General features: G+C 73.4%; 11 protein-coding genes. 3 read left to right on the forward strand and 8 right to left on the reverse strand.

The window, feature by feature from the left end:
• Positions 1 to 41 precede the first annotated feature (41 nt).
• Complete coding sequence (locus AB0N90_RS20050) at positions 42 to 509, forward strand: hypothetical protein (protein WP_365198346.1); 468 nt, start codon at positions 42 to 44, stop codon at positions 507 to 509.
• Between the two features lie 117 nt (positions 510 to 626).
• Here the strand turns inward: AB0N90_RS20050 and purH are convergent, their stop codons facing one another.
• A complete protein-coding gene (gene purH / locus AB0N90_RS20055; RefSeq protein ID WP_365198349.1) occupies positions 627 to 2189 on the reverse strand; it encodes a bifunctional phosphoribosylaminoimidazolecarboxamide formyltransferase/IMP cyclohydrolase in 1563 nt (520 codons plus the stop codon).
• Entirely contained in the window at positions 2186 to 2815 is a 630-nt protein-coding gene (gene purN, locus AB0N90_RS20060) for a phosphoribosylglycinamide formyltransferase (RefSeq protein ID WP_365198352.1), read from the reverse strand. The genes purH and purN overlap by 4 nt, the downstream gene beginning before the upstream one ends.
• Positions 2816 to 3096: 281 nt before the next feature.
• Here purN and AB0N90_RS20065 point away from each other — a divergent pair, with 281 nt between their 5' ends.
• Positions 3097 to 3960: a hypothetical protein gene (locus tag AB0N90_RS20065; RefSeq protein WP_365198355.1), complete on the forward strand. Its 864-nt coding sequence runs from the start codon at positions 3097 to 3099 to the stop codon at positions 3958 to 3960.
• 13 nt (positions 3961 to 3973) lie between these two features.
• Here AB0N90_RS20065 and AB0N90_RS20070 read toward each other — a convergent pair whose 3' ends face one another.
• Positions 3974 to 5635, reverse strand: coding sequence for a DUF6350 family protein (locus AB0N90_RS20070; protein WP_365198598.1), 1662 nt, complete (start codon positions 5633 to 5635; stop codon positions 3974 to 3976).
• Between the two features lie 113 nt (positions 5636 to 5748).
• Between AB0N90_RS20070 and AB0N90_RS20075 the strand changes: the two genes are divergently transcribed.
• Positions 5749 to 6801, forward strand: coding sequence for a sigma factor-like helix-turn-helix DNA-binding protein (locus tag AB0N90_RS20075; RefSeq protein WP_365198358.1), 1053 nt, complete (start codon positions 5749 to 5751; stop codon positions 6799 to 6801).
• A gap of 123 nt (positions 6802 to 6924) precedes the next feature.
• Here AB0N90_RS20075 and sucD read toward each other — a convergent pair whose 3' ends face one another.
• From sucD to AB0N90_RS20100, 5 genes are all read right to left on the reverse strand, one after another.
• Complete coding sequence (gene sucD, locus AB0N90_RS20080) at positions 6925 to 7809, reverse strand: succinate--CoA ligase subunit alpha (RefSeq protein ID WP_037655968.1); 885 nt, start codon at positions 7807 to 7809, stop codon at positions 6925 to 6927.
• Between the two features lie 27 nt (positions 7810 to 7836).
• Complete coding sequence (gene sucC, locus AB0N90_RS20085) at positions 7837 to 9015, reverse strand: ADP-forming succinate--CoA ligase subunit beta (RefSeq protein WP_086811745.1); 1179 nt, start codon at positions 9013 to 9015, stop codon at positions 7837 to 7839.
• Positions 9016 to 9528: 513 nt separating this feature from the next.
• Positions 9529 to 10686, reverse strand: coding sequence for a VWA domain-containing protein (locus AB0N90_RS20090; protein ID WP_361676449.1), 1158 nt, complete (start codon positions 10684 to 10686; stop codon positions 9529 to 9531).
• Positions 10683 to 13673 (reverse strand): DUF5682 family protein, encoded by a 2991-nt coding sequence (locus AB0N90_RS20095; protein WP_365198361.1) that lies wholly within the window; start codon positions 13671 to 13673, stop codon positions 10683 to 10685. The genes AB0N90_RS20090 and AB0N90_RS20095 overlap by 4 nt, the downstream gene beginning before the upstream one ends.
• Complete coding sequence (locus tag AB0N90_RS20100) at positions 13670 to 14803, reverse strand: AAA family ATPase (protein WP_361676455.1); 1134 nt, start codon at positions 14801 to 14803, stop codon at positions 13670 to 13672. Before AB0N90_RS20100 ends, AB0N90_RS20095 begins: the two co-directional genes overlap by 4 nt.
• Positions 14804 to 14856 lie beyond the last annotated feature (53 nt).

Consider the following 14856-nt stretch of genomic DNA (forward strand, 5'->3'; position numbering starts at 1 on the left):
CACGGCGGAGCGACCACCTCGCTCGTTCACATGGGGGAACAGTGAATATCGCCAAGCCCGCCGCGCTGCTCGTCGCGGCTACCGCCCTGCTCGCCGGCTCCACGGCCGCGGCCACCGCCGCCCCGGACGGCACCCGGGTCACCGCCATCGAGCGCACCGCCGACCAGGTGCTGCCGGGCCACCCGGCCGCGCTGAAGGTGACGGGGGACCAGGTCCGCTACGACGGCCTCACCCTCACGAAGGCCCCGCGGGGCAAGCTCGCCGCCCAGGACCTGGCCTGCGCGTACGGCCATCTCTGCATGGTCGTCAAGGGCACCAAGTTCGACTTCTACAAGTGCCAGACCTGGACGGTGAACAACTGGACCGGTGACGGCCCGTTCACCAACAACCAGACGCCCGGCACGGTCGCCCGGTTCTTCAACCAGGACGGCAGCGTCCGCTGGACCTCGACCGCGTACCAGGCCGGCACCGCCACCTGGAACCCGATCTTCTCCCTGCGTCCCTGCTGACCCGGCATACGGCGCGGCGGCCTCCGGCCCCCTCGGGGGAGGGCCGGAGGCCGCCGTACGCGTGCCCGCTCGGTGCGACGCGGCTCGGACGCGGCTCAGAGGTCGCTCAGACGCGGCTCAGTGGAAGAAGTGGCGCGTGCCCGTGAAGTACATGGTCACGCCCGCCTTCTGGGCCGCCTCGACGGCCAGCTCGTCACGGACGGAGCCGCCGGGCTGGACGATGGCGCGGACACCGGCGTCGATCAGGATCTGGGGGCCGTCGGGGAAGGGGAAGAAGGCGTCGGAGGCCGCGTAGGAACCCCGGGCGCGCTCCTCACCGGCCCGCTCGACCGCGAGCTTGCAGGAGTCGACGCGGTTGACCTGGCCCATGCCGACGCCGACCGAGGCGCCGTCCTTGGCGAGCAGGATCGCGTTGGACTTCACCGCGCGGCACGCCTTCCAGGCGAACGCGAGGTCCTTCAGCTCCTCGGCGGACAGCGCCTCGCCGCTGGCGAGCGTCCAGTTGGCGGGGTCGTCGCCCTCGGCCTGGAGCCGGTCGGCGACCTGGAGCAGCAGACCGCCGTCGACCGGCTTGGCCTCGACCGCGTTCGCGGGGCCGCCCTGGGCCTTCAGCACGCGGATGTTCTTCTTCTTGGTGAGGGCCTCCAGGGCCCCCTCCTCGTAGTCCGGGGCGACGATGACCTCGGTGAAGATCTCCGCGACCTGCTCGGCCATCTCCTTGCTGACCGGCCGGTTCACGGCGATGACACCGCCGAACGCGGACAGCGGGTCGCAGGCGTGCGCCTTGCGGTGCGCCTCGGCCACGTCCGCGCCGACCGCGATGCCGCAGGGGTTGGCGTGCTTGATGATCGCGACGCAGGGCTCGGCGTGGTCGTACGCGGCACGGCGCGCGGCGTCCGTGTCCGTGTAGTTGTTGTACGACATCTCCTTGCCGTGCAGCTGCTCCGCCTCGGCCAGGCCGCCGGTGCCGTCGATGTACAGCGCGGCGCCCTGGTGCGGGTTCTCGCCGTAGCGCAGGGTGTTCTTGCGCTCGTAGGTGGCGCCGGTGAAGTCCGGGAAGGCCGAGTCGTCCGCGGGAGCGTAGTCGGCGGCGAACCAGGAGGCGACGGCCACGTCGTAGGCAGCGGTGTGCTTGAACGCCTCGGCGGCCAGCCGCTTGCGGGCGGCCAGGTCGAAGCCGCCGTCCTTGACGGCCGCGAGGACGTCCGCGTACCGGTCGGGGCTGGTGACCACGGCGACCGAGGGGTGGTTCTTGGCGGCGGCGCGGACCATCGAGGGGCCGCCGATGTCGATCTGCTCCACGCACTCGTCGGCCGAGGCGCCGGAGGCGACGGTCTCGCGGAACGGGTAGAGGTTCACCACGACCAGGTCGAACGGCGCCACGCCCAGCTCGTCGAGCTGCGCGCGGTGGCTGTCCAGGCGCAGGTCGGCGAGGATGCCCGCGTGCACCTTCGGGTGCAGGGTCTTGACCCGGCCGTCCAGGCACTCGGGGAAGCCGGTCAGCTCCTCGACCTTGGTGACCGGGACCCCGGCGGCGGCGATACGGGAGGCAGTGGAACCGGTCGACACCAGCTCGACACCGGCCTCGTGCAGCCCGCGCGCCAGCTCTTCCAGGCCGGTCTTGTCGTAGACGCTGACGAGCGCCCTGCGAAGGGGCCGCTTGTTGCTCTCGGCGGTCACTGGATAACTACCTTTCGTCCCTCAATGCGATAGCCGTTGCGGGCGAGCCGCCCCACGACCTCGACGAGCAGCCTTCGCTCGACTTCCTTGATGCGCTCGTGCAGCGCGCTCTCGTCGTCCTCGTCCCGGATCTCCACCACGCCCTGCGCGATGATCGGACCGGTGTCGACGCCGTCGTCGACGAAGTGGACGGTGCAGCCGGTGACCCGGGCGCCGTACGCGAGCGCGTCGCGGACCCCGTGGGCGCCGGGAAAACTGGGCAGCAGGGCCGGGTGGGTGTTGACGAACCGCCCGCCGAAGCGGGCGAGGAACTCCTTGCCCACGATCTTCATGAACCCTGCGGAGATCACCAGGTCGGGCTCGTACGCCGCGACCGCCGCGGCGAGGGCGGCGTCCCACTCCTCGCGGCCCGCGTGGTCCTTCACCCGGCACACGAAGGTCGGCAGCCCGGCGCGCTCGGCGCGGGCGAGCCCCTCGATGCCGTCGCGGTCGGCCCCGACGGCGACGATCCGCGCGCCGTACGCCTCGGCTCCGGCGCTCTCGATCTCGTCAAGGAGCGCCTGGAGGTTGGTGCCGGATCCGGAGACCAGCACGACGAGGCGCTTGGCCACGGGGTTGGCGGCCACGGTGGGGCCCTTTCTCAAGAAACGGTCTGTACCGTCGGCGGTTTGTACATTCGTACGAATGCTTCGCGCCCCGGGATACGGGGAAGTCTACGAAGCGGCCGACCGCCAGCAACGATACCGGCACCGCGGACGGCCCCCACGGGACGGGTGCGTGGCCGGGAGGTAGCGTTCGCAGGGAATCGACAGGAGCAGCCCCGGGAACGCGGTCGTCGTGCGGCGCGTTGACGGGGTGGAAGCTCACGACGACCAGCCGTGTTGATCTAGGGGAAGACGCTCTTTTGATGCCCGTCCGCAGCCTGCGACTCCTCACGTTCCCGCCAGCACCGGCCCAGGGAGGGGAGCGCGACGGAGTGCTGCTGCGCGAGCGGCCTTCGACGCCGCCCGACGCCCCGCGGGGCGGCTCCGGCGGCTCCGGAAGCTCCGGCGAGGGGCAGAACGGCGACCCCGGGCGGGACGGCCGCGGTGACGGAGGCGGACGGCAGCAGGACAATCCGTTCGCACCGCCGCCGGCGGGCACCCCGGACCGGCCGTGGCAGCCGCGGCACCCGGGCGGTGCGTCCGGCCCCTCCGGTCCTTCCGGTCCCGGTGGTGGCCAGGGCGGTCAGGGCGGCGGCTCGTGGGGCAGCCAGTGGAGCGACCGCCAGCCCGGCCGCTCCCCCGGCGGCTTCGGTGAGCGGCCCGGCGCGGGTCCCCAGGGGCCCGGCGGGCAGGGCGGCGGTCAGGGCGGCCCCGGCGCGGGCCGCCGCTGGGACCCCACGGACCCGGTCCAGCGGCGGGCGCGCTACGCGCTGCTGTCCGGGATGTGGGCCATCTTCTTCGCGCTCTTCAGCTGGCCGTACGTGTCGCTGCTGCTGGGCGCGCTGGCGCTGTACTGGGGCATCAGCGCCCTGCGCGCCGAGCCCCGCGCCGCCGACCCGGACAAGCCGGCCCCGGCCCCCGGCCGCCCCCAGACGACTGCGGCCGTCGGCGGCCTGGTCACGGCGTCCCTGGCCCTGGTGCTGGTCGCGTCCACGTTCACGGTCCAGTTCGTCTACCGCGACTACTTCACCTGCGTGGACGACGCGCTCACGCACGAGGCGAAGCAGTCGTGCCAGACGCTGCTGCCGGAGCAGTTGAGGGGCGTGCTCGGGTCGGCGAACGAGTAGCACGGGGGCGAGGTCAGGGGGTTCCGGGACTCTCGGGGGATTCCGTGGCTTTGCTGGTTTCCGTGACTTTGCCGGTTTCCGTGGCGGGAGCCTCGGCAGGGAGTTCGATACGGAGTTCCGCCGGAGGCTCGGCCGGGAGGATGTCGTAGGCGTCCTCGTCGAGGAGGCCGTCCGCGCGCTTGGCCTGGTCCTCGGTGCGCTTGGTCTTGCCGTCGGCCTTCGCCGCGTCCTTCGCCCTTGCGGAGTCCTTCGTTCTTGCGGAGTCCTTCGGTTTCCAGAAGTCCTTCAGCTTCCCGGAATCCGTCGGTTTCCCAGGGTCCTTGGGCTTCTGCCCGCCCGTCGGATTCGCTGAATCCGCCGCCGCCCTCGGGGCCCCCGCGCCCCGCAGCCGCCAGGCCCGTACGACCAGGGCCGTCGGCAGGCCGAGCAGCGCGGTCCAGGCGCCCGCCGCCGGGCCGGTCTGCCACCACAGGGGGCCGAAGCGGGAGAGCGCGCCGACGCCCAGCGGGCCGCCGGAGAGGGTGGCGAGCAGGGCCAGCAGCAGGGTGCAGACCACGGCCGTCAGCAGGGTCACGCCGGTGGTACGGGCCGCCGACCAGCGCACCCGGGGCGGCTCCCGGTGCCCCCGGCGCCGTACCGCCGCGCGGGCCACGAACCACCCCGCCACCATCCCGGCCGCCACCGGCACCAGCGCGGCCGCCCAGTTCAGCCGGGTGCCGGGGCCCGCGTCCGGGACCGCCGCGAGCAGCGGGAACGGCGGCAGCAGCGGGGCCGGGTCGGAGGCGAGCGGGTGCACCGGGTGCCCGGCACCGAGGACGAAGCCGGGGCCGAGGGCGTAGGACGCGGCCCACACGGAGGCGTTGGGGACCAGCGCCATGCCGAGCAGCAGCACCGCGAACCGTCCCGTCCACCCCTCCGTCAGCTGGAGGAACGACGCCCGTGCCACGTCCCCGTGCCACACCGTCGAGGCGGCGACGAGCAGCGCCCCGCCGCCGACCAGCACCGCGGTCGACGCCCCGGCGGCCCGTACGGCCGTGTCCACCCGGGCCCGCGCGTCCGCGCCGAACACCAGCCGCCGCACCGGCCCCGGCACCGCCTTCAGCACGATGAGCAGCGGCTCGGGCGGGCAGCCGTGCGCCGACCAGACCCCGGCCCCCGCACCGGCCGCCGCGACCAGGGGCAGGGACACCGTGAACCAGCCCCAGGACGGCCGCAGTTCACCGCCGGAGCAGTACAACGCGGCGGCGGTGCCGACGGCGAGGTAGCCGAGGACCACACCGAGCCAGGCCGTGCGCGCGGGTACCGGGGGCGGACCGTCGGGTTCGCCGGAGGCGTCCGTGGCGTACCGGCCCGCCCGGTACAGCAGCCAGGCGGGCAGCGCGAGCAGCAGCAACGGGGTGACGCCCACCGGGAGGGGCGCGCCCGAGAGGGTGTCGGTGCGGACCAGTTCGACGCCGTGCGCCAGCAGCCACAGCGCGGCGGCGATGTGCAGCGCGCCGCCCGGCCCGCTGTCGGGGTACGGCGAGCTGATCCACAGGCCGAGGACCAGCACGGTGAGCGCGCCGAGGCCGAGTCCGGCCGCGACCACGCCGTTCAGCAGGCTCGCGGACAGGCCGGGCGAGCGGTCGCGCAGCCGGGTGGTCAGAGGGGTGAGCGAGGGTCGGCGCGCGGTCATCTGGGTCACCCGGCCATGGTCCCAACGACACGCGCTTTCCCGGCGTAACAGGTGAAGCACCGTAGTGTCGCTCAATATATGTTTATGTCACTTATCGTACGAAAGGGTGCACGGTGAGCACGCAGATCTCCCCAAGCCCGTTGCCACCGCCGAAGGAACGCCGACGCCTGCGCCAGTCCCGCTCCCTGACCCGGGCTCAGCTGGCCAGACGCCTCGGCGTGGCCCGCACCACGGTGCGCGCGTGGGAGTCGGGGCGCCGGGCGCCGGCCGGGGCCGAGGGACGGGCGTACACCGAGTTCCTCGGCGCGTTCGCCCCGCCGGGGGGCCCTGACGAACCGTCCGCGAAGCCGGTACCGGGAAAGCCCGAGCCGCTGACGCCCGCTCAGGCCTTCGACGCGCTCTACGCCTTCTGCGCCCCGGCCCTCGTACGCCAGACCTATCTGCTGTGCGGGCGCCGCGAACTGGCCCGGGAGGCGGTGGAGCGCGCCTTCCAGCTGGCCTGGCAGCGCTGGCCCGAGGTGGCCCAGGACCGGGAGCCCGCCGGGTGGGTCAGGGCGGTGGCGTACGACTGCGCGCTCTCGCCCTGGCACCGGTTCCGCCCCTGCTACCGGCACCCGGAGCCGCCGCCCGCCGACCCGGCTGACCGGGATCTGCTGGGCGCGCTGCTCAAGCTGCCGCCGTCGTACCGGCGCACGCTCGTGCTCTACGACGGGGTCGGCCTCGATCTCCCGGAGACGGCGGCGGAGACGGAGGCGAGCACACCGGCGGCGGCGAACCGGCTGACGCACGCGCGGGAGGCGATGGCCGCGCGGGTCCCGGAGCTGGCGGACACCGCGCTGCTGCACCGCCGGCTGACGGAACTGTCCTCCCGCGAACGCCTGCGCGCGTCCCGCCCCCCGACGGTCCGCACCCTCGGCGAGCGCCGCAACGTCTTCTGGACCCGGGCCGCGATCGCCTTCACGGTGACGATCATCGGCGCGACGACGCTCACCCTGCGCACGGCGCCGACCCACTACGAACCCCCGATCGCCCCCGCCCAGGCCGTCCAGGGCGTCCCCCGCGCGGTCCCGATGGGCCCCCTGTCCCGGGACGAACTGGCCCTGCGGACGAAGCTCCACGGGGAGGCGTCGTCGGGCAGCGAACGGATCGAACCGACGCCTCGTTGACCTGCGGAACCCACCGCGCGGTGAGCGAAAACGCCGGTAGGCCCGCCCCGGGGAACGGGACAGGCCTACCGGCGTTCAGGTCAGAAGCTCAGCTCGTCGAAAAGCCCAGCTCTGCCGAATTGATCACGCGCCCAGGATCTCGCGGGCGAGCTTGGCCGTCTCGGTCGGGGTCTTGCCGACCTTGACGCCCGCGGCCTCCAGGGCCTCCTTCTTCGCCTGCGCGGTACCGGAGGAACCGGAGACGATCGCACCGGCGTGACCCATGGTCTTGCCCTCCGGCGCGGTGAAGCCCGCGACGTAGCCGACGACCGGCTTCGTCACGTTCTCCTTGATGAACGCGGCGGCACGCTCCTCGGCGTCACCACCGATCTCACCGATCATCACGATGAGCTCGGTCTCGGGGTCCTCCTGGAACGCCGCGAGCGCGTCGATGTGCGTGGTGCCGATGATCGGGTCGCCACCGATGCCGACGGCGGTCGAGAAGCCGATGTCACGCAGCTCGTACATCATCTGGTACGTCAGCGTGCCGGACTTCGAGACCAGGCCGATGCGGCCCGGCTTGGTGATGTCGCCCGGGATGATGCCGACGTTCGACTGACCCGGGGTGATGATGCCGGGGCAGTTCGGGCCGATGATCCGGGTCTTGTTGCCCTTCTTGCCGGCGTACGCCCAGAACGACGCCGAGTCGTGCACGGCGATGCCCTCGGTGATCACGACGGCCAGCTCGATCTCTGCGTCGATGGCCTCGACGACGGCGTCCTTCGTGAACTTCTCGGGCACGAAGATGACGGAGACGTTGGCGCCGGTCTTCTCGATGGCCTCCTTGACGGTGCCGAAGACGGGTACCTCGGTGCCGTCGAAGTCCACGGTCTGACCCGCCTTGCGCGGGTTCACGCCGCCCACGACGTTCGTGCCGTCACCGAGCATGAGCTTGGTGTGCTTCATGCCGGTGGCGCCGGTCATGCCCTGGACGATGACCTTGCTGTCCTTGTTGAGCCAGATAGCCATGGTGTGTCGGTGTCCTCGTCCTCGTGCTTACTTGGCGGCGGCCAGCTCGGCGGCCTTGGCGGCCGCGCCGTCCATGGTGTCGACGCGCTGCACCAGCGGGTGGTTGGCGTCCGTGAGGATCTTCCGGCCCAGCTCGGCGTTGTTGCCGTCGAGACGGACGACGAGCGGCTTCTCGACCTTCTCGCCGCGGTCCTCCAGAAGCTTCAGGGCCTGCACGATGCCGTTGGCGACCTCGTCGCAGGCGGTGATGCCACCGAAGACGTTCACGAAGACGGACTTGACGTCCGGGTCGCCCAGGATGATCTCCAGGCCGTTCGCCATCACCTGGGCGGAGGCGCCGCCACCGATGTCCAGGAAGTTGGCGGGCTTCACGCCACCGTGGTTCTCACCGGCGTACGCGACGACGTCCAGGGTGCTCATGACGAGACCCGCGCCGTTGCCGATGATGCCGACCTCACCGTCGAGCTTGACGTAGTTGAGGTTCTTCTCCTTGGCGGCGGCCTCCAGCGGGTTGGCCGCGGCCTTGTCGTGCAGCGCCTCGAAGTCCGGGTGACGGAACTCGGCGTTGTCGTCCAGGGAGACCTTGCCGTCCAGGGCGATGACCTCACCCGAGGCGACCTTGGCCAGCGGGTTGACCTCGACCAGGAGGGCGTCCTCCTTGATGAAGGTGTCCCACAGCTTGACCAGGACGTTGGCGACCTGGTCGGCGACCTCGGCCGGGAACTTGGCGGCCGCGACGATCTCGCGGGCCTTCTCGGGGGTCACGCCGTCGATCGCGTCGATCGGCGTCTTGGCGACGGCCTCGGGGCGGGTGGCCGCCACCTCCTCGATCTCCATGCCGCCCTCGACGGAGGCGATGGAGAGGAAGGTGCGGTTCGCACGGTCGAGGAGGAAGGAGACGTAGTACTCCTCGACGATCTCCGGGGCGGTCTCGGCGATCATCACCTTGTGGACCGTGTGGCCCTTGATGTCCATGCCGAGGATGTCCGTCGCACGCGCGACGGCCTCGTCCGCGGAGGCGGCCAGCTTGACGCCGCCGGCCTTGCCACGACCACCGACCTTCACCTGCGCCTTGACGACGGACTTGCCGCCCAGACGCTCGGTGATCTCGCGCGCCGCCTCAGGCGTGTCGATGACTTCACCGGCCAGCACCGGTACATCGTGCTTGGCGAAGAGGTCCCTCGCCTGGTACTCGAACAGGTCCACGCGCTTCCGTCCCTATCAGTGATCTCGCGGTTCGTTGGATGCGTGGGCGTGCCGCGAAGGGCAACGTGACGTCCGCTTGTCACTAGGGGGGCGCACACGGTGTCCGAGCGCGCGGCATGTCCGTCTCGCAGGTTATCGCCGCTTGCGGGGGGTCCCTAAATCGAGGGTCACACGTGAGCGGTGATACCTGTCACATGATGCCGGGTTCTCTGGCACGCCGTGCCGCACCATCCTCACCCTACCGGCGGGTACGAGACCTCACCGGGCTGGGGTTGACCCGGTGAGGCCCCCGACGGCCCCGATGGCGCCGGGGCCGGAACGGTTGATCCCCACCCCAATGGGGACCACCCGCCCCACCCGCGGGGCTCCGTACGGTCGGTCCGACGGCATTCGGCCGACCGGGTGCAGCCGCCCCGCGGAGCGAGGTGGCCGGGCGACGAGCGGATGTGCCAGCTACCCGATGCCCCCTCCGACGCCTCGTACGCCCCACGGGTTCCCGGTTTCTCCGCCGCGTTACGCCGTCTCCGGTATCGGCAGCGGCCGCTTCTCCAGGGCCGCCGCCATCACCTCCGGGAACAGGTCGGGGGTGCAGGCGAAGGCCGGGGCGCCGAGGGCGGCGAGCGCGGCCGCGTGCTCCCGGTCATAAGCCGGCGCACCTTCGTCCGACAGCGCGAGCAGTGTCACGAACTGCACCCCGGACGCCTTCATGGCGGCCACCCGCTTGAGCATCTCGTCGCGGATACCGCCCTCGTAGAGGTCGCTGATCAGCACGACGACGGTCTCGGCGGGCCGGGTGAGGTGCGCCTGGCAGTGGGCGAGCGCGCGGTTGATGTCCGTGCCGCCGCCGAGCTGGGTGCCGAAGAGGACGTCCACCGGGTCGTCCAGCTGGTCGGTGAGGTCGACCACCGCCGTGTCGAAGACGACCAGGCGGGTGCTGATCGACCGCATGGAGGCGAGGACCGCGCCGAAGACGGAGGCGTAGACCACGGACGCCGCCATCGAGCCGGACTGGTCGATGCAGAGGATCACCTCCTTCTGCACCGACCGCGCGGCACGGCCGTAGCCGATGAGCCGCTCCGGTACGACCGTGCGGTGCTCGGGCAGGTAGTGCTTGAGGTTGGCCGCGATGGTGCGGTTCCAGTCGATGTCGTGGTGGCGCGGCCGGGTGACGCGCGCGCTGCGGTCCAGGGCGCCGGTCAGGGTGGCCCGGGTGCGGGTCGCGAGCCGCTTCTCCAGGTCGTCCACCACCTTGCGCACGACCGCCCGCGCCGTCTCCTTCGTGGTCTCCGGCATCGCCTTGTTGAGCGAGAGCAGCGTGCCGACCAGGTGCACATCGGCCTCCACCGCCTCCAGCATCTCCGGCTCCAGGAGCAGGGCGGAGAGTCCGAGCCGGTCGATGGCGTCGCGCTGCATGATCTGGACGACGGAGGACGGGAAGTACGTGCGGATGTCCCCGAGCCAGCGGGCCACGGACGGCGCCGAGGCGCCGAGCCCGGCGGTGCGCTCCCGGCCCGGCTGCGGTCTGTCCCCCTTGCCGTAGAGCGCGGCCAGCGCCCCGTCCATGCCCGCGTCCCGCCCGGACAACGCGCAGCCGGTGCCGTCCGCCTGCTCACCGCCGAGCACGAGGCGCCAGCGCCGCAGCCGCTCCGTCGGTGCCGTCCCGGTCGTCATGCGCCCACCCCCGTGAGGTTCTTTTCCTCGGTCGCGGTCCCGAGCAGCAGCCGCAGCACGGGAAGTACGGCAGTGGCGCGCTCGGCATCCGGCTCGGCGGCGAAGCCCGGTGCGGTGAGTCCCCGGACCACCGGACCGCCCCGGCCCCCCGATCCGCGCCGCACCAGTTCGCCGAGGGTTCTGCGCACCCCCGGGTCGTACGCCGCGAAGGTGCGCCGCAGCAGCGGCAGTACGTCCGTGAACGCCTCCGCCGGCACTCCGGTCAGCCAGGTGTCCACCAGGCCGAGCAGCCGCTCGTCGTGCACCAGCAGCATGCCGCCTCCGCCGCCGACGAACCCCTCGATCCAGGCGGCGGCCTCCACGGGCGGGGTCCCCCGCGACAACGCGACCCCCATCAGCCGCGCCGCCTCACCGGCCCCCAGCTCCCCCTCGTCCATCAACAACCGCACCGCCCGCCCCCGGACCACCCCGGCAACGGTGTCCCGCCCCGCGAGCCCCCGCAACACGACCCGCCAACGCTGCCGCAGCCCCAGAAGGCTCCGGCCACGGTCCGGACCCTCGGGAACGGGGGGCACGCCTTCGCCGATGCCGGGGTCCGGGCCCTCGGGGACGGAGGGCACCCTTCCGCCGATGCCGAGGGCCGGGGCCGTCGTCACGCTCGCACCGGCGCCGGGGTCCGGGGGCGATGCCGCGCTGTCATCGGCGGCTGGGGCCGGGGGCGACACCGTGCCGCCATCGACCGCTGGGGCCGGGGCCGAAACCGGGCTCCCGCCGGCGCCAGGTACCGACGCGGCCGCGGCGCCCCCACCGGCGTGCGAGGGCGGGACGGCCGCCGCACTCGGATCGGCGTCGACCGCCGGGGGCGATGCCACGTCTCCACCGGCGCCCGGGGCCAGGGTGGCCGCGGCGCTCTCGCCGGTGTCGACGGTCGCGCTGGGTGCCGTACCCATGTCGGCAGCGGCGCCCACGCCGGCCGCCGCCCCCGAATCGGTCCCCTCGGCGCCGTCCGAGCCCCCGCCATCCAGCCAGTCCGCGCCACCCGGCCCGCCCTCGGCTTCCGAGCCCGCGCCATCCGGCCCACGCACACCATCCGGCCCGCTCATGCCTTCCGGACCCGCGCCACCCGACCCACCTACGCCCTCCGAGCCCGCGCCATCCGCATCGGTGCCCCCGGCAGCCCCGCCCGCGCCACTCAGCGCCCCGGGATCCGCACCGGCCGCGCTCCCCCGTGCCTCGCCCAGCAGCCCCACCGCCATGTGCACGGCGTCCACATGCCCCCGCATCTGCTCCGCCGCGTCGCTGTCGAGGGCGGTGCAGGCCGGGGGCAGGCCCACGAAGATTCGTTCGGCGAGGGCGGCGGCGACCTCGGACAGGGCGTGGGTGTCGGTGCCGCGGACGTCGCCGTAGCGCAGGGAGCGGACCAGGGCGGGCAGGGCCTGGGCGAGGTGGCCGACGTCCGTGTCCAGGGCCGCGCGGTCGGCGAGCGCCCGCATGACCGCGGGCAGGGCGTCGGGCAGTCCGGCGAGCAGGCACCGCTCGGCGAGCGCCGTGACATCGGCGAGGGTCCCCGCGTCCCCCGCGTCCGCCTCCGCCCTGGCCCGCGCCGCCGCGGCCACGGTCGTCCCCCACACCCCCGCCTCCGCGACCCGCACCGACAGCTCCGGCTCCCAGCGCAGCCGCCAGGTCTCCCGGAACGTGCCCGTGCTCCCCCGTGAGGGGCCCGGCTCCCCCCAGCCGATCCCCAGCAGCCGCAGCCGGTGCAGCAGTCTGCTGCGGCCCGCGTCCGTGTCCCCCCGCAGATCCAGCTCCAGCTCGCGCTCCAGCGCCTCCGGCTTGAGCCGCAGCGAACGCTGCTGCCGCACCAGGTCGCGCTGCAACGGCACCGCGGGAGCGGACTCCGGCACCTCCCCGAGAACGTCCCCGACCACCAGCCGGTCGTGCACCAGCGCGAGCGGCACGTCCGAGCCGTCGCACAGCACCGCGCGCACCGCGTCGGTGGTCTCGCCCAGGCCGGGCAGCGGGCGTCCGCGCATGGCGGCGAGGGTGTCGGCGAGCCGTACGGCCTCGATGACATGCGCGGAGGACACGATCCGGTCCTCCTCCCGCAGCAGCCCGGCCACCTTGGTCAGCCACCGCTCCACCGGCCGGTCGGGGGCGTGGAAGAGATGGCCGTACCAGCCGGGCGAGTCGATGCCCGCGCCGTAGCCGCTCGACCGGGCCAGCCTGCGGTGCGTCCAGGGCACCCAGGTCAGCTCGGTCTTGACCTTGGGCAGCCCCTTCAGCAGGGCCCGGTCGGCGGTGACCGTCGTCCGCTCCCGCAGCGCGGGCACGTGCCAGGCCCCGCACACCACGGCAACCGCGTCCCCGAACTCCTTGCGCGCGGCGCGCAGCCGGAGCCGCATCTGCGCCTCGCGCACCAGGTCACGGGGGCGCCCGCCCGCGCCGTACCGCTCGCGCAGCGCGCCCATGGCCTCGGCCAGCGCCTCGAACGGGGCGAAGGGGTCGCGCTCCCCCGCCCCCCGGTGTTCCACGGCGTCCTCCCACCAGCGCTCGGGGTCGTCGTACCCGGCGGCCCCGGCGAGCGCGGCGAGCGGGTCCACACGGACCTGCTCGCCCTCGGTGGTCTCGGACTCCCCTTCCGCCGAAGGGAGTTCGGCGTCCCAGGCGAGGGTGTGGGCGGCCGGCAGGTCGATGAAGCGGGCCGGGACGCCCTGCTGCAGCGCCCAGCGCACGGCTACCCACTCCGGGCTGAAGGCGGCGAACGGCCAGAACGCGGAGCGGCCCGGCTCGTCCACGGCGTGGGCGAGCAGGGCGACCGGCGGCCGCAGGCCGGGGTCGGCGGCCAGCGGGATCAGCGCGTCGGCCTCGGGCGGCCCCTCGATCAGGACGGCGGCGGGCCGGGCGGCGTCCAGCGCGGCGCGCACCGCGCGGGCGGAGCCGGGCCCGTGGTGCCGCACCCCGAGCAGAAGCGGACCGGCGGCGGTCATGCGCTCACCTCCCGGCAGGCGCGGTAGAAGTCCGTCCAGCCCTCGCGCTCGCGCACGACCGTCTCCAGGTACTCCTGCCAGACGACCCGGTCGGCCGCCGGATCGCGGACGACGGCGCCGAGGATGCCGGCCGCGACATCGGCCGGGCGCAGCACGCCGTCACCGAAGTGGGCGGCGAGCGCGAGGCCGCCCGTGACGACGGAGATCGCCTCGGCCGTGGACAGGGTGCCGCTGGGCGATTTCACCTTCGTACGGCCGTCGTCGGTCAGGCCGTCGCGCAGTTCGCGGAAGACGGTCACGACCCGGCGGATCTCCGCCGTCCCGTCGGGCGCGGCCGGCAGGTCGAGGGAGCGGCCGAGCTGTTCGACGCGGCGGCTGACGATGTCCACCTCGGCCTCGGCGCTCTCCGGCAGCGGCAGCACGACGGTGTTGAAGCGGCGGCGCAGCGCGCTGGAGAGGTCGTTGACCCCGCGGTCGCGGTCGTTGGCGGTGGCGATCAGGTTGAACCCGCGGACCGCCTGGACCTCCTCGCCCAGCTCCGGAATGGGCAGGGTCTTCTCGGAGAGGATGGTGATCAGCGTGTCCTGCACATCGGCCGGGATCCGGGTCAGCTCCTCGACCCGGGCGGTCATGCCCTCGGCCATGGCCCGCATGACGGGGCTGGGTACGAGGGCGTCGCGGCTGGGGCCGTGGGCGAGCAGCCGCGCGTAGTTCCAGCCGTAGCGGATGGCCTCCTCGGGGGTGCCGGCGGTGCCCTGGACCAGCAGGGTCGAGTCGCCGCTGACGGCGGCGGCCAGATGCTCCGACACCCATGTCTTGGCGGTGCCGGGCACCCCGAGCAGCAGCAGGGCGCGGTCGGTGGCGAGCGTGGTGACGGCGACCTCGACGATCCGGCGCGGGCCCACGTACTTCGGCGAGATCACCGTGCCGTCCGGCAGGGTGCCGCCGAGCAGGTACATGGCCACCGCCCACGGCGACAGTTTCCAGCGGGCCGGGCGCGGCCGGTCGTCCTGCGCGGCCAGCGCGGCGAGTTCGGCCGCGAACGCGTCCTCGGCGTGCGGCCGCAGGGCCGTCGTGCTCTCGTGCGGTGCGGCGGTCTTCGATGGCGTGGACGCAAGGTTGGCTGACATGGCTGAGGCCCCCTCCAGCTCGGCCGGTTCGGATCTGCCACCAACGATGGACC

It is taken from the genome of Streptomyces sp. NPDC093018, assembly GCF_040684035.1.
Lineage (GTDB): Bacteria > Actinomycetota > Actinomycetes > Streptomycetales > Streptomycetaceae > Streptomyces > Streptomyces murinus.

Coding starts and splice junctions, on each gene's coding strand:
- sucD (WP_037655968.1), bottom strand. CDS start 7,809: ATGGCTATCTGGCTCAACAAGGACAGCAAGGTCATCGTCCAGGGCATG.
- AB0N90_RS20095 (WP_365198361.1), bottom strand. CDS start 13,673: ATGACCGCCGCCGGTCCGCTTCTGCTCGGGGTGCGGCACCACGGGCCC.
- AB0N90_RS20100 (WP_361676455.1), bottom strand. CDS start 14,803: ATGTCAGCCAACCTTGCGTCCACGCCATCGAAGACCGCCGCACCGCAC.
- AB0N90_RS20065 (WP_365198355.1), top strand. CDS start 3,097: ATGCCCGTCCGCAGCCTGCGACTCCTCACGTTCCCGCCAGCACCGGCC.
- AB0N90_RS20070 (WP_365198598.1), bottom strand. CDS start 5,635: ATGACCGCGCGCCGACCCTCGCTCACCCCTCTGACCACCCGGCTGCGC.
- AB0N90_RS20090 (WP_361676449.1), bottom strand. CDS start 10,686: ATGACGACCGGGACGGCACCGACGGAGCGGCTGCGGCGCTGGCGCCTC.